This window comes from Streptococcus gingivalis (genome assembly GCF_035544715.1).
Lineage (GTDB): Bacteria > Bacillota > Bacilli > Lactobacillales > Streptococcaceae > Streptococcus > Streptococcus gingivalis.
The window spans coordinates 1064916-1083371 of the sequence record NZ_JAYKTO010000001.1; the positions used below are offsets into that span (position 1 = coordinate 1064916).

Annotated in this window: 19 protein-coding genes; 2 read left to right on the plus strand and 17 right to left on the minus strand. The window is 42.9% G+C overall.

What is annotated here, in order from left to right; translation table 11 throughout:
* Positions 1–82: 82 nt before the first annotated feature.
* The 3 genes from SM122_RS05255 to SM122_RS05265 form a co-directional block, all read right to left on the minus strand.
* Positions 83–919, minus strand: coding sequence for an undecaprenyl-diphosphate phosphatase (locus tag SM122_RS05255; RefSeq protein WP_013904699.1), 837 nt, complete (start codon positions 917–919; stop codon positions 83–85).
* A gap of 108 nt (positions 920–1027) precedes the next feature.
* On the minus strand, positions 1028–1534 hold the full coding sequence (locus SM122_RS05260; RefSeq protein WP_324737901.1) for a DUF2207 family protein: 507 nt from the start codon (positions 1532–1534) through the stop codon (positions 1028–1030).
* Positions 1419–2864, minus strand: a complete 1446-nt coding sequence (locus tag SM122_RS05265) for a DUF2207 domain-containing protein (protein WP_324737854.1) — start codon at positions 2862–2864, stop codon at positions 1419–1421. The genes SM122_RS05260 and SM122_RS05265 overlap by 116 nt, the downstream gene beginning before the upstream one ends.
* A 117-nt stretch (positions 2865–2981) precedes the next feature.
* On the opposite strand from SM122_RS05265, the gene SM122_RS05270 reads away from it, so the two are divergent.
* Positions 2982–4544 (plus strand): ABC transporter substrate-binding protein/permease, encoded by a 1563-nt coding sequence (locus SM122_RS05270; RefSeq protein ID WP_195424583.1) that lies wholly within the window; start codon positions 2982–2984, stop codon positions 4542–4544.
* Positions 4544–5284 carry an amino acid ABC transporter ATP-binding protein gene (locus SM122_RS05275; protein ID WP_049498720.1) on the plus strand — a complete coding sequence of 247 codons (741 nt, stop codon included), beginning with the start codon at positions 4544–4546 and terminating at the stop codon, positions 5282–5284. Before SM122_RS05270 ends, SM122_RS05275 begins: the two co-directional genes overlap by 1 nt.
* A gap of 120 nt (positions 5285–5404) precedes the next feature.
* On the opposite strand, the gene SM122_RS05280 is transcribed toward SM122_RS05275, so the two are convergent.
* The 14 genes from SM122_RS05280 to SM122_RS05345 form a co-directional block, all read right to left on the minus strand.
* The gene (locus SM122_RS05280; RefSeq protein WP_003004771.1) at positions 5405–5620 is read right to left on the minus strand and encodes a capsule biosynthesis transcriptional regulator; all 216 of its coding nucleotides are present in this window, start codon (positions 5618–5620) and stop codon (positions 5405–5407) included.
* Positions 5621–5728: 108 nt separating this feature from the next.
* The gene (locus SM122_RS05285; protein WP_049475093.1) at positions 5729–6622 is read right to left on the minus strand and encodes an SPFH domain-containing protein; all 894 of its coding nucleotides are present in this window, start codon (positions 6620–6622) and stop codon (positions 5729–5731) included.
* 110 nt (positions 6623–6732) lie between these two features.
* Positions 6733–7983, minus strand: coding sequence for a threonine ammonia-lyase IlvA (gene ilvA / locus SM122_RS05290; protein WP_195487450.1), 1251 nt, complete (start codon positions 7981–7983; stop codon positions 6733–6735).
* Between the two features lie 76 nt (positions 7984–8059).
* A complete protein-coding gene (gene ilvC, locus SM122_RS05295; protein WP_195487449.1) occupies positions 8060–9082 on the minus strand; it encodes a ketol-acid reductoisomerase in 1023 nt (340 codons plus the stop codon).
* A 66-nt stretch (positions 9083–9148) separates the two neighbouring features.
* A complete protein-coding gene (gene ilvN / locus SM122_RS05300) occupies positions 9149–9625 on the minus strand; it encodes an acetolactate synthase small subunit (RefSeq protein ID WP_023919316.1) in 477 nt (158 codons plus the stop codon).
* Positions 9618–11318 carry an acetolactate synthase large subunit gene (locus SM122_RS05305; protein ID WP_003004603.1) on the minus strand — a complete coding sequence of 567 codons (1701 nt, stop codon included), beginning with the start codon at positions 11316–11318 and terminating at the stop codon, positions 9618–9620. The genes ilvN and SM122_RS05305 overlap by 8 nt, the downstream gene beginning before the upstream one ends.
* Before the next feature lie 342 nt (positions 11319–11660).
* The gene (locus tag SM122_RS05310) at positions 11661–12260 is read right to left on the minus strand and encodes a response regulator transcription factor (RefSeq protein WP_324737855.1); all 600 of its coding nucleotides are present in this window, start codon (positions 12258–12260) and stop codon (positions 11661–11663) included.
* A gap of 1 nt (position 12261) precedes the next feature.
* Positions 12262–13359, minus strand: coding sequence for a sensor histidine kinase (locus SM122_RS05315; RefSeq protein WP_324737856.1), 1098 nt, complete (start codon positions 13357–13359; stop codon positions 12262–12264).
* Positions 13356–14096 (minus strand): ABC transporter permease, encoded by a 741-nt coding sequence (locus SM122_RS05320; RefSeq protein WP_324737857.1) that lies wholly within the window; start codon positions 14094–14096, stop codon positions 13356–13358. Before SM122_RS05320 ends, SM122_RS05315 begins: the two co-directional genes overlap by 4 nt.
* Entirely contained in the window at positions 14065–14982 is a 918-nt protein-coding gene (locus tag SM122_RS05325) for an ABC transporter ATP-binding protein (RefSeq protein WP_324737858.1), read from the minus strand. The genes SM122_RS05320 and SM122_RS05325 overlap by 32 nt, the downstream gene beginning before the upstream one ends.
* 72 nt (positions 14983–15054) lie before the next feature.
* The gene (locus tag SM122_RS05330) at positions 15055–15246 is read right to left on the minus strand and encodes a hypothetical protein (protein ID WP_014712940.1); all 192 of its coding nucleotides are present in this window, start codon (positions 15244–15246) and stop codon (positions 15055–15057) included.
* Positions 15247–15381: 135 nt separating this feature from the next.
* On the minus strand, positions 15382–15936 hold the full coding sequence (locus SM122_RS05335) for an SP0191 family lipoprotein (protein WP_023919327.1): 555 nt from the start codon (positions 15934–15936) through the stop codon (positions 15382–15384).
* 284 nt (positions 15937–16220) lie between these two features.
* Positions 16221–17885 (minus strand): DAK2 domain-containing protein, encoded by a 1665-nt coding sequence (locus tag SM122_RS05340; protein ID WP_324737859.1) that lies wholly within the window; start codon positions 17883–17885, stop codon positions 16221–16223.
* Between the two features lie 2 nt (positions 17886–17887).
* Positions 17888–18253: an Asp23/Gls24 family envelope stress response protein gene (locus SM122_RS05345; protein WP_003004393.1), complete on the minus strand. Its 366-nt coding sequence runs from the start codon at positions 18251–18253 to the stop codon at positions 17888–17890.
* Positions 18254–18456: the final 203 nt, after the last annotated feature.

Here is an 18456-nt window from a genome sequence, read left to right on the forward strand (position 1 = left end):
TCAAAAAAAGGATGCATCGAAAAGAGGTCGGGACAAAAGTCTCCAACCTCAGAAAACAATTTGATCAAGTTCAAGCCTTCTCTTAGAAAATAACACGGAAGAGTCCATACAATAGCAAGATGGAACCAAGAACGATCCGGTATTTCCCAAAGACGGTGAAATCATGATTTTTCACATAATCTGTCAAGAAGCGGATGGCATACATGCTGACCACAAAGGCCACTCCCATCGCTACCAGTAGAATAAAGAGTTGCCCCAGTGCTAGTGAATGTCCGCCAAGAGCGAATTTTCCAACCTTTAAGAGGCTAGCCCCAAACATGGCTGGAATCCCCAAATAAAAGGTAAATTCTGTCACCACTGGGCGGCTAACACCATTGATCAAACCACCTACAATCGTAGCACCTGAACGGCTTGTTCCTGGAAATAGCGATAAAACTTGGAAGAGTCCGATATAAAGAGCTGTTCGATAAGGGAGCTTATGCAACTCCGTTACTGCTGGCTCAACTTGTTCCCGTCTTTCCAGATAGATAAAGGCAATCCCGTAGGTGATCAACATAATCGCAACGGAAATCGAATTGTGGAAATGCGCCTCAAACCAATCATCTAATTTAAAAACAAAGACAAGCGGAAGGGTTGCAACCGCAACTTTTGCCCATAATTGCCAAGTTCGACGTACTTCTAGTGGAGATTTACCAGGTTTGAAGGGATATAATTTATCGAAATAAATCACCACAACCGCTAGGATCGCTCCCAATTGGATCACAACATTGAACATCTCCATAAAGGCTGGATCTTGATTTTTAAACTGCACAAAATCCTGTAACAGAATCAAGTGACCTGTACTTGAGATCGGTAACCATTCTGTAATCCCCTCGACAATCCCAAAAAGAACCGCCTTGATTAATTCGATCAGAAACATCTTTTTCTCCTAAACTTACATTTGCTCTATTATATCATAAATCTATGGACTGGACCAGGCCTTCCAAACTAGAAGGGAAAGAGAGACTAAGACCATTCTTAATACTGCTTAGAAGGCACCAAAGCCTCCTCCGCCTCCTCCGCCAGAGAAGCCTCCTCCACTACCAGAAGAAACTGTGAAATGACTAGCTGTCGATGCTGTCGATCCATAAGTAGACATGGCATGACTTGAGTGGGTCACATCATGATAGAATGGGGTGTAAACGAAGGCGTTTAAGGCTTGATTTTCTAACTGAATATTCCGAAGTTTCATGACCTTTGTGACCTGATCGGCTACACCATACAAGGCCGCATAGACCAATAATCGGTTCCATAGGACAAGAGACTGCAACTCTGCATCGTTGAGGTGAGCAATCTCTTTTAACATCCGACCAAAACTATCCCAGTAATAGCGTTGCTCAGCACCCGCAACATTGACAACCCCATCTCGTAGGCAGGCCTTAAAGACGCCATTGAAGCGTGCTGGCAAAAACCAAAGCGTCAAAATTGCAATTAAACAAGGAACAGAGAACCACCCCAGAACAAAGATGGCAAAGATTTCTGCTCCAAGGGCGATAGTAGCTTGGCAAATGGAGATCTTCCACCTTGCGATGAACATCTCGGGCCACTTGGTTGACAGCCGTATCAAAGTGAGCCTGAGCCCTACTTCCTAGCGAACGAATAGCATCTTGATCTGCTTTTTTGGCATGTTTGTATACGTCATCACTAAATTCATAATTCTTAAAGAGATCTTTAACGGTACAGGAAACCTGATCCCCAAAAGCCATATTCATAAAAGAGCGTTCAAAATCATCCACATGTCCATGAGACTTCCTGGTCAAAACGACTTCATTTCCTTGTTGCTCGTAGACAATCACTCCACGATCCATCAAATCCAGCAAAGTGGTTTGAAGCATTTTTTCAAATGTAAATACCGGAGGAGTCGCCTTCTCTTTATTGGTAGGGGAAGCCTCATCTAGTTCAGCTGAATAAACAACCGAACTCATAATCAGAGGTGCAATGTCCTGTGGAATCTCATAAAGACGAGTATCGGTCGGATAGGTAACACCAGGCCAAATCATTTTTTTGAACCGATTGCGACCCAAGAGAGAAAGAAGCCAGAGTGCAATAATTAAGGCTGGCAATATCCATTTCCAAAACATGCGTGTCCAGTATTTTTCTTGTTCAATTTTGGCTTGGTTCTTATGAAATTCATCCAATTTGGTCAATCCTGTATTTCGACCAGAATCATACAAAGTAGATAAGTCTGACTTCAACCAGTATCCATACAACTCCACCGCTTTTCCCTTGCCTAAGTTATAGAAAGTAGCAGAATAGATTCCATCTTCTTTTTTTACAGTCACATCTGGTCCCATAAAGGCTGTATGGATATACAGTTCCGATTGGGCATTGGCTGGTGCGAACTTAGGAATGACACGAAATTGAACTTCATCCACCTTCTGATCACCATCAGTAATTGGTTTCCAGTTCAACTGCAAGATATCCTTGTGTGAATAAAGAAGATTTTTTAATTTCCATGTGACTTTAATTTTAACTGTATCTGTCGCCACACCACTGTTATAAATTTTCACCCGGTAGCCATCACCTAGATTCGTAATCTCGGGTTCTCTTTGAAGATCACGACCTTCCACCTCAACCTTTGGCGGTATCTCAATTGCAAAGCCTTGTGGCATGTTCCCCGCAGTTCCTAGGCTAACATACTGCCCTCTATAAGAATCTTTGAAATAATAAACCAGTTCTTCCTCATAGGTGGCGTCGTCCCAGGTGTCCAAGGTCAAAGTTCCACCATAGTAAACTACATCATAAGATGGGCTAGATGCATGGACATTCTGACTGACAAAAAGGCAGGCCAGAAAGGCGAAAAAAACATACAAATACTTTTTCATTTGATCACGCTCCTTTGTATTATTAAAGCATTTTTTAAATAAAAAGAGGACCATGTTTGAAATGCCGCCTATTTTACTGTACAATAGGAGAAGTTAAAATAAGGAAGAGGAGAAAAAATGAAAAAAACATTATTCGCGCTCTTAACAGGGCTTTTCATTTGCCTGGGGATCACACAGGTTGCTCATGCAGATGACTATTTACGAATCGGAATGGAAGCAGCCTACGCTCCTTTCAACTGGACCCAAGAAGATGATGCAAATGGAGCTGTTAAAATTGACGGTACCAATCAATATGCCAATGGGTACGATGTCCAAATCGCCAAAAAAGTTGCTGAGGAGTTAGGTAAAAAACCTCTGATCGTAAAAACATCTTGGAACGGTTTAATTCCAGCCCTCACTTCTGGTAAAATCGATATGATTATCGCTGGGATGAGTCCAACCGCTGAACGTAAAAAAGAGGTCGCCTTCTCCAAGAGCTACTATACCAGTGAACCGGTCATGCTCGTTCGTAAAGATGGAAACTATGCAAATGCTACTACCTTAGATGACTTTAAGGATGCAAAGGTCACCTCTCAACAAGGGGTCTACCTCTATTCTCTCATTTCCCAACTCAAGGGTGCGAAACAAGAAACTGCAATGGGTGATTTTGCCCAGATGCGTCAAGCTTTAGAATCGGGTGTTATTGATGCCTATGTTTCTGAACGTCCCGAAGCCCTAACCGCCGAGTCCGCTAATTCTAAATTTAAGATGATTCAATTCAAAAAAGGATTTGAAGTTGGGGAAGAAGATGCGACTATCGCTATCGGGATGAAGAAGGGTGACACTAGAATTGATCAAGTCAATGCCGCACTAGCTAAGATTTCGTCTGAAGACCAAGTCAAACTCATGGATGATATGATTAAGAAGCAACCAGCTTCCAGTGATGCTAGTGATGATAAGCAGACATTCTTTAGCCAAATGATGAAGATTTTAAAGGATAATGGTCCACAGTTCCTACGGGGAACTGGTATGACCCTCTTAATCTCCATGACAGGGACCATTGCTGGGTTGATTATCGGTTTGTTAATCGGTGTCTTCCGGACAGCTCCAAAGGCTAAAAATAAATTTCTTGCTGGATGCCAAACTGCCTTTGGGTGGTTCCTCAATGTCTACATTGAAATCTTCCGTGGAACTCCGATGATCGTTCAATCCATGGTCATTTTCTACGGTTCCGCCCAAGCCTTCAACATTTCCTTGGATCGTACCTGGGCCGCCATCTTTATCGTATCCATCAATACCGGAGCTTATATGAGTGAGATTGTTCGTGGTGGGATCTTAGCAGTGGATCCAGGTCAGTTTGAAGCAGCGACTGCTCTAGGAATGACCCATGGACAAACCATGCGCAAGGTCGTCCTTCCACAGGTTGTTCGCAATATCTTGCCAGCAACAGGGAATGAATTTGTTATTAACATCAAGGATACATCTGTTTTAAATGTTATCTCTGTAGTTGAACTGTACTTTACAGGAAATACGGTCGCAACTCAAAACTACCAATACTTCCCAACCTTTACGATCATCGCTGTGATTTACTTCGTTCTCACCTTTACTATCACACGAATCCTTCGCTACATCGAACGTCGCTTAGATTCTGATACTTATACTACAGGTGCCAATCAAATGCAAGTCAATGAGGTGAAATAATGTCAGAAAAAATTCTTGAAATTCAACATTTAAAAAAATCTTATGGTCAAAATGAAGTCTTGAAAGATATTTCCCTTACGGTTGAAAAAGGAGAGGTGATCTCCATCATCGGGAGCTCAGGTAGCGGAAAATCAACCTTTCTTCGCTCCATCAATCTTCTAGAGACTCCTACTGCTGGAGAGATTCTCTATCGTGGGCAAAATGTTCTTGACCCTGAATATGATCTTACCCACTACCGCGAGAAATTGGGAATGGTTTTCCAAAGCTTTAATCTTTTTGAAAATTTAAATGTCTTGGAAAATACGATCGTTGCACAAACAACTGTCCTCAAGCGTGATCGTGAAACCGCAGAAAAAGTTGCCAAAGAAAACCTTGAAAAAGTCGGTATGGGATCTCAATATTGGGCTGCCCGTCCGAAACAACTTTCAGGAGGCCAAAAACAACGGGTTGCTATCGCGCGTGCCCTTTCCATGGATCCTGATGCCATCCTCTTTGATGAACCAACTTCCGCCCTGGACCCTGAAATGGTTGGGGAAGTTTTGAAAATCATGCAGGACCTCGCTAAAGAAGGTTTGACCATGATCGTCGTAACCCACGAAATGGAATTTGCCCGCGATGTCTCTAGCCGTGTCATCTTCATGGACAAGGGGGTCATTGCTGAGCAGGGAGATCCAAAAGAAATCTTTAGTAATCCCAAAGAAGAACGGACCAAGGAATTCCTTCAACGCTTCTTACACTAATCTCTTGAAACAGTTTGCTTACCAGTATGGAAGCAAGCTGTTTTTTGTACCTCCTCTTCTTTTAAGGCATAGAAAAAAACCAGAGAGGAAGCCTCTCTGGTTTTTAATTGGAACAACAAATTAATCTTCGAATTTTTGATGATTTTTGTCATAAAAATCAATCAATCCGAGTGCAGTTTCAAACGAGATGTTCTTCACTTTTGCACGTCCTTGAGCCAAGGCAATGATAGACATTTCACGGGCATTTGTTTCTTTACTGATACGATATCCCGTAATTTTCTTATCGCGTACCCATCCAACAACTGATTCTACTTTTTCAAAGTTCGATTTAGCCATGATCTTTCTCCTATATTATTATTTCCAATACTAATATAAATTGTTTTGCACATTTTGTCAACTAAAATCGCTGAAAATACGAACCTTTTTTAAAAAATGAGAAAAAGTTTACTTTGCTTTCAGGGCTGATAATATTTGTGTACGAATGTTTTCGACGCCATCTGGGTTAGCTGGTAGGAAAATCGTATTATTCCCTTCTTTATCTGCAAAATTATTTAAGGTATCCAAGTACTGATTGGTTAACAGAATAGACATGATTTGCTCTTCGGTCAAGTCTACATTGGCTCCTTTTAACTCTTTAATAGAGTCTGCCAATCCATCGACAATAGCCTTCCGTTGCTCGGCAATACCGACCCCGTGCAAGCGGTCTTTTTCCGCCTCAGCTTCGGCAGCAGTAACGATCTTGATCTTGTCTGCTTCTGCCAATTCCTGAGCTGCCACGCGCTTTCTTTGCGCCGCATTAATCTCGTTCATGGATTGTTTCACTTCGGCATCTGGCTCAACTTTGGTGATCAAGGTTTTTACAATAATATATCCATAAGTTGACATTTCTTCTGCCACTTGTTTTTGAACTTCAAGGGCGATTTCATCTTTTTTCTCAAATAATTCATCCAAGGTCAACTTGGGAACAGAAGAACGCAAAGCATCTTCAATGTATGATTTAATCTGTGATTCTGGACGCATCAACTTGTAGTAGGCATCCTTTACGTTGCTTTCGTTCACTCGGTATTGCGTAGCCACATTCATGGTAACGAATACGTTATCCTGAGTTTTTGTTTCAACCACGATCTCACTCTGCAAGACGCGCAATTGAACTCGTGCTGCAATTTTATCGATACCAAAAGGCGCTCGCATATGAATGCCACTATCGCTAATTTTTTGATAACGTCCGAAGCGCTCGATGATGGCAACGGATTGTTGCTTGACCACATATAGTGAGCTAATCACAATGAATCCTGCAACCAGTAGCAAGAATAAAACAAAGATAATAAATCCAGGCATAAAAAGTTCCTCCTTTTAATTTACGCATATCATATCACAAGTATTGATAAAAAAGCAATATATTCCTTAAAAATATATTGCTTAAATGGTCGATTGTTTCTGTATGATACTCAGACGAGCATATTATAGAGTGTTTCATTGCCGTTCAAGTTAATGAAAGACGGATCAAAACGCTCGATACGGTTGACCAAGCCTGCATAGTCATGTTTATTGGCTAAAGTAACCCCAATCAAGACAGGGCCTGTTCCCTTACTAGCGCGCTTGATGTATTCAAAACGTGTGATATCATCATTTGGCCCTAAGATATCATTTACAAATTCTCGAAGAGCTCCTGGACGTTGTGGGAAGTTGACGATAAAGTAGTGTTTTACTCCATCGTAGATCAAAGCCCGTTCTTCCATTTCAGGCATGCGGTTAATATCATTATTCCCACCTGAAATAATACAACAAACGGTTTTCCCCTTGATGTATTCGCGCAAGATTTCAAGGGATGCCACACTGGCCGCTCCCGCTGGTTCAGCTACGATCCCTTGTTTGGAATAAAGATCAATCAAGGTCTCTGAAATCAAGCCTTCATCGACCCCAACAAGGGTTTCTACATGCTGGCGGGTCACTTCATAAGTCAATTGTCCCACCTTTTGCACAGCAATCCCGTCTGCAAACTTATCAATTTCTGGTAGTTTGACGGGACCACCTGCTTCAAAAGCCGCCTTCATGGAGCGGGCTCCTTCAGCCTCTACCCCAATGACTTCAATCCGAGGATCCGTTTCTTTGATGTAGGTAGACACACCTGAAATGAGCCCTCCTCCACCAACAGGAACGAGGACAGCATCAAAGTCAATCGACTCTTTTCGAGCTTCCTCAAGGATTTCATAAGCTACTGTCCCTTGACCTGCCTGTACATGTGGATCGTCAAATGGGTCAATAAAGGTTCGTTTTTCTGCAAGCGTAAATTCTTGTGCTGCCTTAGCTGAAGCATCGAAGGTATCCCCGACCAACTTGATCGTTACATAGTCCCCACCAAAGAAGCGGACTTGTCCAATCTTTTGTTGCGGTGTTGTAATCGGCATGAAGATAGTCGCAGGAATCTTCATTTCATTACAAGTATAGGCAACCCCTTGGGCATGGTTTCCTGCTGAAGCACAAACAACCCCACGCTCACGCTCCTCTTTTGATAGTTGAGAAATTGCAAAATACGCTCCACGAATCTTGAAAGAACGAACGCGTTGGGCGTTTTCTTTTTTCAAATAAATTTTTGCCCCATATTTTTCAGATAAATAGTGGTCGTATTCAAGAGGCGTATTAACAACGACCCCTCTTAATATTTTATGGGCCTTAGCCACATCTTTTGCTGTTATCATTTCATACCTCTGTTGCTGTGTTTTGATGAAAAAAGCAAGCCAGGGTGTCCCAACTTGCTTAGTCTTCTACAGACAATTAGTTGTAGATTTTGAAGGCGTCATCGTCGTTTTGACCAACGAACGGCATTGCTTTACGTAATTCAGCACCAACTTTTTCAATTTCAAGGTTAGCAGCTTCTTCACGGTAAGCAGTTAATTTTGGACGTCCAGCTTTGTAGTCGTTAACAAAGTCGTTAGCGAAGTTACCATTTTGAATGTCAGCAAGAACAGCTTTCATATTTTCTTTCACTTGCTCAGTGATGACACGTGGGCCTGATACATAGTCACCGTATTCAGCAGTGTTAGAGATTGATTGACGCATTTTCTTGAAGCCACCTTCATAGATCAAGTCAACAATCAATTTCATTTCGTGAAGCACTTCGAAGTATGCTAATTCTGGAGCATATCCAGCTTCCGTCAAGACTTCAAAACCAGCTTCAATAAGGGCAGTCAAACCACCACAAAGAACTGCTTGTTCTCCGAACAAATCTTCTTCAGTTTCTTCTTTGTATGTTGTTTCAAGAAGACCAACACGTGCTGATCCTACACCTTTACACCAGTCCATAGCAATATCTTTCGCATTACCAGTAGCATCTTGATAAACTGCGTAAAGCGCTGGTACACCAAATCCTTCAGTGTAAGTACGACGTACCAAGTGACCAGGTCCTTTTGGAGCACACATAAAGACATCGACATCTGCAGGAACTTTGATAAATTCAAAGTGGATGTTGAATCCATGGGCAAAACCAACAGCATTTCCAGCTTCCAAGTTTGGAGCAATTTCTGCTTCATACAATTCTTGTTGGATTTCGTCTGGTGCCAAGATCATGATAACATCAGCCAATTTAGTTGCTTCTGCTACTGTATAGGTATCAAAACCATCTTCTTTTGCCTTATCAAATGATTTCCCTGGGCGCACACCGATGATGACATCATGACCTGAATCACGCAAGTTTTGTGCGTGTGCATGTCCTTGAGAACCATAACCGATCACAGCAATTTTCTTTCCAGTTAATGCTGCAACTTTAACGTCTTTTTCATATTCCATTTGAACTGCCATAAGTAAAATCTCTTTTCTATTTTAATTTGCCTTTTTAAGGCGAGGATAACAATTTTCAGTCGAGAATTAATCTCGAGTAAATCCGGTTGCGCCGGTGCGGGCGATGTTTTTAATCCCATACGGTCGAATAACACGAATGAGGGCTTCGCTCTTTTCTGCATTTCCCGTCATTTGAACGGTGATAGAGCTTGGGGCCACATCGACCACGGTCGCACGGAAAGGTTGAATAATGGCCAAGATTTCTGCCCGCTTCTCAGCTGGTGCAGAAACTTTCACCAGAATCACTTCGCGCTCCAAGTGTGGTTTGTCAGTGATATCACGAATGCGAATCACATCAATCTGGCGGTTGAGCTGTTTGATGATTTGCTCTACTTCATCATGCGAAGCAACATCAATGATAATGGTAATCCGCGATACATTAGGGTTTTCTGTTGCTCCAACAGAGATACTTTCGATATTGACTTGACGTCTCGACAAGACTCCTGTAAAGCGGTTCAGAACACCTGAGCGGTTTTGAAGTTTGGCTGTTAACATTCTACGCATTAAACTTCACCCCCAACATCTCATGATTACTCTTACCAGCTGGTACCATCGGCAACACATGCTCTTTCCGAGAAATGTCTACTTCGATGAACATTGGTACATCTTCTGTGATGACTTCCAAATCCTTCTCAAGAGTTTCAGGATTATCAAATTTATAATTCTTGATCCCGTAGGCTTGCGCCATCAATTGGAAATCCGGAAGGCTATCAAAGACTGACTCTGACGTCCGACCATCATAGAAGGCTTCTTGCCATTGGCGGACCATCCCAAGCGAGTGATTGTTGAGCATAACAACCTTGATCGGAACCTTATAAATATTTAAGATCGCTAATTCTTGGTTGGTCATTTGGAACCCACCATCTCCGACAAAGAGAACAACTTCTTTATCTGGATTGGCAATTTTCGCTCCGATAGCTGCAGGAACACCGAATCCCATCGTTCCTAGACCACCAGATGTTACCAATTGGCGCTCATTTTGGTAAGGATAGTATTGAGCTGCCCACATTTGGTGTTGTCCAACGTCTGTGACGACAATAGCGTCCCCCTTGGTCAACTCTCCAATGCGTTCGATCACAGCTTGTGGCTGCACAACCCGTTCTTTCTTGTCGTATGAACGAACCCGGTTCTTATCTTGGGTCACCTTTTCGATCCATTTTTCTGTGTTGTTATGAACCGTTGGCTCTGCTAGCAATTGTTGCAAGGCTTTCTTTGCATCGCCAACAACAGGAATGTCGACAGCAATGATCTTCCCAATCTCTGCAGGATCAATGTCAATATGGGCAACCTTAGCATTTTTAGCGAAAGTCTTTGGATTCCCTGTCAAACGGTCATCAAATCGACAACCAACACTGATCATGAAATCTGTCTCTGTCATAGCGATATTGGCCGCGAAGGATCCGTGCATTCCTCCCATCCCTAGGAAAAGAGGATGACTGGTTGCAATCGTTCCTTGACCTAACAGACTGGTCACTACTGGAATCTGATAGCGCTCTGCTAGAGCAATCAACTCTTTTGCAGCTCCAGCGTAACTCACCCCACCACCAGCAAGAAGAACTGGTTTTTTAGCCTTACTCAATTGCTTCAAAATCTTTTTGATCTGCAATTCATTGGGTTCAATGGTAGGCTGGTAGCTTGGAAGCTTCACACTTGGTTCATAGATAAAATCTGTCTCTAAAGCAGACACATCCTTTGGAAGGTCAATTACCACCGGACCAGGGCGTCCAGTCGTCGCAATATGGACAGCTTCTGTGATAATTCGCGGAATATCTGCCGTCTCACGTACTTGATAGTTGTACTTGGTGATGGGCATGGTAATTCCCACAATATCTGCTTCTTGGAAGGCGTCTTTCCCGATCCCAGCACGATTGACTTGACCAGTGAAAACTAATAAGGGAACGCTATCGCTCATGGCATCTGCAATCCCTGTAATGGCATTGGTCGCCCCCGGTCCACTCGTGACGACTGCGACACCCAGCTTTCCAGTTGATTTGGCGTAGCCTTCAGCCTCATGCAAGCATCCTTGTTCATGACGACCCAAGATATGCTGGATACCCTCAAAGCTATAGATGGCATCGTATAAAGGCAAAACCGCTCCACCAGGATAACCAAAAATCGTGTCAATGCCCAAATCACGCAGGGTTTCAAGAACGAGCTCTGAACCGGTTTTTGCAGTTTCTAAGGTAATTTTCTCCATGTCTCTCCTTTCCAGTACTTTGTATATCAAATTAGCATGCTACTATCATACCATTTTTAGAAAATATTTCAAGGAAAAATAGTAAATTTTCTGAATTTTCTATCCAAATCCGAAGAATGAGAGTTTCTCCAGGATTGCTAAGTCTATCACAAAAAAAGGAGGCTGGGACAAAAGTCCTAGCCTCTCAATTGTTTTTGGATTGTCGAGCAAGACGCAGTGGTTGAGTGGGCTCTACTACGCTGATTTCATCAGCTTTTACAGCCCTACTCAACTGTGCGGAGGTGGGACGACGAAATCGAATTCTAACGAATTACCGATTTCTGTCCCACTCTCTTTTCTTCCTTATAACCAACCCTTTTCTTGGGCAATCCTTGCTGCCTCCGTCCGATTTTCCGCATCCAACTTGGTCAAAATAGCTGACATATAATTGCGGATGGTTCCGTTTGAGAGGAATAAGCGATCAGCAATTTCTTGGTTAGAAGCCCCTTTTGCGACTTCCTTTAAAACTGCCTTTTCTTGAGGGCTCAGAGGATTGGGATGGGTCAAGATCCCTTCCATTAATTCAGGCGAATATTCTTTTTGCCCTGCTAATACTGCATGAAGAGTCGCCATCAAATCCGTAATGCGGCGTTCTTTTAAGACATAGGCATCGACTCCAGCCTTGAGGGCCCGCTCGAAATAGCCCGGCCGCTTAAAAGTGGTAACGATGACGACCTTGAGCTGGGGTTGTTGACTTTTAGCCCATTCCAACACTTCTAACCCTGTTTTGATGGGCATTTCGATATCTAAAATCGCAATATCGACTGGATGTGTTTCGAGTAAGCGAATAGCCTCTTGCCCATCGCCAGCCTGCAAGACATCTTCCACATCCTCTTGTAGGAGCAAGAGCTGGCAGAGCGCATCGCGCAACATACTTTGGTCTTCAGCAACTAATAAACGCATCTTATTTCCTTTCTTGATAGGGGATCCGTATTTCTATCCGGGTCGGCTTGTGTTGATGACTGATCTCCAGCTCTCCTCCCAACAAGGCAATCCGTTCGCGAATCGAGTGCAGGTCTTTGTCAGAGACCTTGTCAAAGCCGATACCATTATCTTCTGCGACCATTTCTACACCTGTTTCGGTGGAGCGATAAGAGAGAAGGGCCTGCGTCGCTTTAGCGTGTTTGATCATATTGGTAGCTAATTCCAGAGATACCATGGCCAGAGCAGATTCTAGAATCGGCGAGATGCTAGCAGTATCAAGCTCGTTTTGAATCTCCACTTTGATTTGAGCTACTTCCAGCATTTGCTTGACGGTTTCCAGCTCTCTTGCCAGGGTTCGCTGCTTCAAGTTCTCCACAATCTCACGTACTTGGTGCATGGACTCTTGACTGATGGCTTGAATCTCTTGCACCTGCTCCTGCGCCTTCTCAACCTGACCCAATGCTAAGAATTGATCAGCTAGGTCCGCCTTGACACTGAGCATGGCAAAGGTGTGTCCTAGACTGTCATGCAGATCACGGCCAATCCGATGGCGCTCGTTTTCTGCCAGCAAAAGATTGATCTGGGCATTTTGCTTGGCATGGTCAGCTTTCAACTCTTCCATCATCTCAGCCCGGGCCATACTATAGGTCATGATCGCGATAAACAAAGAGACGATCAGGACAAAAAGCCAATCATTTTCTCTCATCTCCCTATTAAATAACAAGGCTCCCAAAAGGATCAGTAGTGATCCAACAGCCGTCCAAAGAAAGGGCGAGCGAAAATCGCGAATCCCTAAACGATAGAGCAAAATATTGCTCAGATAATAGTAAAACCAACAAAAGCTAGTTCCAACAAAAAAGGTATTTCCTGCAATATAAAGTAGAAGATAAATCCAAAAAAGCCAGGTCAGTTTCTTATTTTCAGTAATGAGGATTCCTAGATAGCTTATCATAAAGAAGATGGCTAAAAAGAAATGCCACCAGGGAATCTGCCCCAAGAAAATAGAAGCAAAGGGAAAGGCCATAAAGATTAAGCCTACGTAAAACATATGGTGAATATGTTTGAGTTTTTCAATCATGAACGAACCTCAGAATGACGACGATAGACGATAACAAGGGCAAACAAGACCAGGGTAAACAAGGTTAAATAGGCACTCGCAAAGACATTAATCTGCCCCTTGTTTAAAAAGGTCTTAATCAGTTCCATCAATTGATAGGTTGGTAAGCATTTGCCGATGGCTTGCATCCATTCTGGAAAGAGACTAATCGGCATCCATAGCCCTCCCATGACAGCCAGTCCCATGTAAAGGAGATTACCTACAACAGACATCAATTGACTAGAAGGAAGCAGGGTCAAGACCAGACCGAGAGCCACAAACGCTAGGCTTCCTAGGATGAGAAGGAAGGCTCCTAAGATCCAATCCTGCAGGGGCATATTCACATGCCGCACCACATGGCCTACGGTAAAGACAACTCCAATCGATAGGAGAAAATCGACAAAGAGACCCACAACCTTTATTAGATAATATTCTACCATAGATACGGGGGTATGGCGCAAGACTTTTTGCCAATTATTGAGTCGATCGGTTTCAAGAACGGTTGGAAAAGAAAAGATAGCCGTAGACATCATGGAAAAAGCCGTCATGGACAAAAGATAATCCCTCATAAAGTGAGCGGGTGCCCCTGGCGTGTCCTGGTACATCCCTGAAAAGAAAAGATAAAAGGCCGTGGGCATCCCAATTGATAACAAGTAATAAATGGCCTGGCGACTGGTCAAATGCCACTCAACCACGCCGAGAGCTTTCATGCGTTTCATCTTCTCTACCTACTTCCTTTGTATTTTCAAAAATAGAATCCAATAAACTTCGATTGGTCACTTCGATTTCTTGGATCGAACATCCTTCTTCTTGCAAGCGAGTCCACAAACGATTGGCGTCGCGTGTCACAACCTGAAGAGCATCGGGTTTAATGACCACTTGACCAATGCCTTCCATCTCTGCCACTAGAGCTTGGTAGCGTAGAGGTAGGGTGAAATGTTTTTCTACCTCTTCGCTTCTCATAGCGAGAGGTGTCGTATCCCGAAGCAAATGGCCCTGATGCAAGACCAGGATCCGATCAGCTGTATGTTCTACTTCCTCGATGTAATGCGAAGAATAGACAATGGTCACGCCTTCTTCCTTTAAATGCCCGACGATCTCCCAAAAGCGTTGGCGAGTGGACGTATCCATCCCCGCAGTTGGCTCATCTAAGAAAAGTAAGCTAGGACGACCAATCAAGGTTAGAACAAAAGATAAGAGACGCTTTTGACCACCAGACAACTTACTAGCCAATTGCTTCTTTTGTTCTGAGCTAAAACGTAATAAATCATCGATTTCTTCCCCTGTTAAGGGTTGGGGATAAATAGAGCGAAAGAAGTTGATCAGTTCCTGCACGGTTAGCTTTTGCACAATGGCATTCTCTTGAGGGAGATAGGACACACTAGCCTTTAACTGAGGATGACCAGGTGCCTTCCCCTCTACTTCAATAATCCCAGAAGTCGCCTTCATATCTCCCAGAAGACAGTTCATCAAGGTTGTTTTCCCAGCTCCGTTTGGCCCGATCAAGGCCAGACAATCCCCCCGTTCAACTGCAAAAGAAAGATCTTCTAAAATGACTTTTCCTTTGATACTTTTTTTCAAGTTCTCTACTCTAATGACGCTCATGATACTCTCCTTTCAACCAGGCTTAAACGGCCGGAATGATGGCAAAAACAACCAGGGTTACTCCCGTTGTTTTCATTGCTCCATCTCCTTTTTAACCGCCTTGATCATTTTCAATCCTTCTTGAACCGCCCAGCTCATGATGCCAATCCCAGCAAATAATTCCCAAGGAAAATGGTAATAGAGACTATCATCCTTTGAAAAGATCAAATAGACGACCATCCCCACCACTGTTAACGTAAACACTTTATAGAACCATTGTTTCATTTTTCCTTACCTCTTACTTTCTGACTATATTATAGCGAAAGAAAATAACAGCCACTAGATAATTTTGTCACTCGCTCACATGACAAAAGTCACTAAAAAAAGCCAAGTGACTTCACTCGACTTTTTCTATTCTTCTTACTGACCTTCTTCTTTCATGCCATGCAGTTTCAAGGCCTTGACCAAGGCATCTGCCTTCATGTTTTTCAAATCATTGAGACCAGCATCTTTGAAGTAAGAAATTTCTTCTAGAGACTTGGCGTCAATTTGGTTGAGGTCAATCACACTGGTTGAGAGCAATTTTTTCTCTGGGGTGACTGTGTATTCCAAACTAAAACCGGGAACGGTTTTTAGCTTCTTATAGTCTTCATTTTGTTCCAGCAAAGCTTGAATGGCTGCTGTGAGCTCTTCAGGTGACTTTTCTGCTGCGATGGTCCCAAGTTGTTGGGGCAGATCAGCCGTCACTTCGATGCGAAGGTTTTCAACCTTATCTCCCTTAGACTTGATGATATCCCGGTGTTTTGTTCCATTGATATCTCCTACTAAGGTTGTGGTTTTTTCTTCATTTTTTACTTCTTTTTTAACAGAGGAACTGCTAGATGAGCTAGCGGTTGTAGTTTTCTTTGTTTGGGATTGCGAACAACCAGTCAATACCAAAATGGCTAGCCCAAGGGTTACAAAAAATTTCTTCATTTTTATAACTCTCCTTTCACATACTGATACCAGTATAACATATCGCGTCTTTCTTGTCTAAAAACTCCACTGCTCAAACCATTTCCCCCTCTTTTCAAGCTCTTCCATTTGAATAAAAATCTGATGAATGTGAGACTTTTTGCAGAAACCCCTTTTTCTCACGAATAAAGCTTCCGTGTAGGGGTCGCTTCAATCTCAATCCCTCTGAATCACGCTGCTTTCATAGGGAATCTCCTCGTTTTTCTATATACAAAAAAAGGTTCCGAAAGGAACCTTCTGTTCAATTATTCTACACTAAACAAGTATGGGTAGACTGGTTGGCCACCTTGGTGGATTTCCACTTCTACATCTTCGTATTTTTCAGCAAGGGCTTGGGCCAATTCATTTGCCAACTCCTCACTGCCGTCTTCACCGACATAGATGGTCACAATTTCACTGTCTTCATCCAACATATGAGCGAATGTTTCTTCCAAGGTTTCCATCATATCTGGATTTGAAACAACGATTTTGCCATCGACCATTCCAAGATTATCATTTTCATGGATTTCAAGCCCATCAATAGTGGTATCGCGAACCGCTGTTGTCACACTACCAGACGCAACATCACCCAATGAAGCGCTCATGCGTTCGTAGTTTTCTTCGATCGATTTGCTTTCATCAAAGGCAAGAAGACTAGTCAATCCTTGAGGGATAGTCTTGGTCTCAACAACTGCTGCAGGTTGATCAATCACTTCTGCTGCAGATTGAGCCGCCATCAAGATATTTTTGTTGTTTGGCAAGATAATGATGTTGCGCGCATTCAACTCTTCAACCGCTTTGACAAAGTCTTCTGTTGATGGGTTCATGGTTTGACCACCAGAGATGATGTAATCAACTCCTTGCGCTTTAAAGATATCAGCCAATCCGTCACCAGCAACTACTGCGATGATGGCATATTCTTTTTCTTCAACTGGTTTGGCTTGGCGCTCTTCTTTTTCAACTTGCGCTTCGTGTTGGTTGCGCATGTTGTCGACTTTGACCTTGACCAAGCTTCCGTACTTAAGACCTTCTTGCATGACAAGACCTGGATCTTCTGTATGGACGTGAACTTTGACAATCTCATCGTCATTCACCACCAATAGGGAATCCCCAAGGTTGTTCAAATAGTTACGGAATTCATCGTAATCGAAGTCTTTGACATAAGTTGGACCTTGTTTCAAAGCGACCATGATTTCTGTACAGTAACCAAACTTGATGTCTTCAGTTGCGACATGACCAGCGACTGACTTGTGGTGTTCTGCATTGATCATTTCTGACATGGTTGCAGGTGTTGCTTGGAACTCTTCAGAAGCGATGAATTCTCCTGTCAAGGCTGACAAGAATCCTTCATAGATGAAGACCAAACCTTGACCACCAGAGTCTACCACACCAACTTCTTTCAAGACCGGCAACATATCTGGAGTCTTAGCAAGAGCTGTTTTAGCTCCTTCAAGAGCTGCACGCATGACTTCTACCGCATCATTAGTCGATTCTGCTTTTTTCTTGGCACCGATGGCTGCCCCACGAGAAACCGTCAAAATGGTACCTTCAACCGGCTTCATAACGGCTTTATAAGCGACTTCTACACCAGACTGGAAGGCTGCTGCAAGTGCTGCTCCATCCAATTCTTCTTTGTCTTTGACACTTTGAGAAAATCCACGGAACAATTGAGAAGTGATGACTCCTGAGTTCCCACGCGCGCCCATCAAGAGACCTTTAGCGAAGATCCCTGCTGCTTCACCAACAGTTGAAGCAGAACGGTCAGATACTTCTTTGGCCCCATTTTCGATGGTCATTCCCATATTGGTTCCTGTGTCCCCGTCTGGTACAGGAAAGACGTTCAAATAGTTTACATATTCCGCTTGTTTATTTAAGCGCGTAGCCCCCGCTTGAACCATTTCTTGAAATAAACTTGTAGTAATATTAGCCACGATTATTCTCCCACAATCTTGATATTTTGAATATAGACATTCACAGTATCCGTAGTGATTCCAAGTTGATTTTCCAAACTAAATTTCACACGTTCTTGAATATTTTTTGAGACTTCGCTAATCTTTGTTCCATAGCTCAAAACAGTGTAAACATCAACTGCGATAGTTCCTGCTTCCGTTGTTTTGACAACAACACCTTTAGAGAAGTTTTCTTTCCCTAGGAGGGCTTGGAAATTATCTTTGATCGCATTTTTGCTGGCCATTCCAACCACACCGAAGATCTCAGTAGCGGCACCGCCTACAACAGTTGCGATAACCTCATCAGTCAATTCAATTTGACCGTCCTTTGTATTGATTTTTACTGTCATAATTTCTACCTCAAAAGTATTTTATATTCTATTTTACCATAAAAGAGATCAGCTGTAAAAGGGTAGGGATTATTCTTCTCCCGCTGTGACAGCTGTCTCTAGAGAAAAAGAAAAGGGAGTGGGAAAGAACTCCGTAAAATAAAAAAAAGTTGAAAAGGTTCCCCAAACCTTTTCAATTTTCCCACCCCCGCACAGTTGATTAG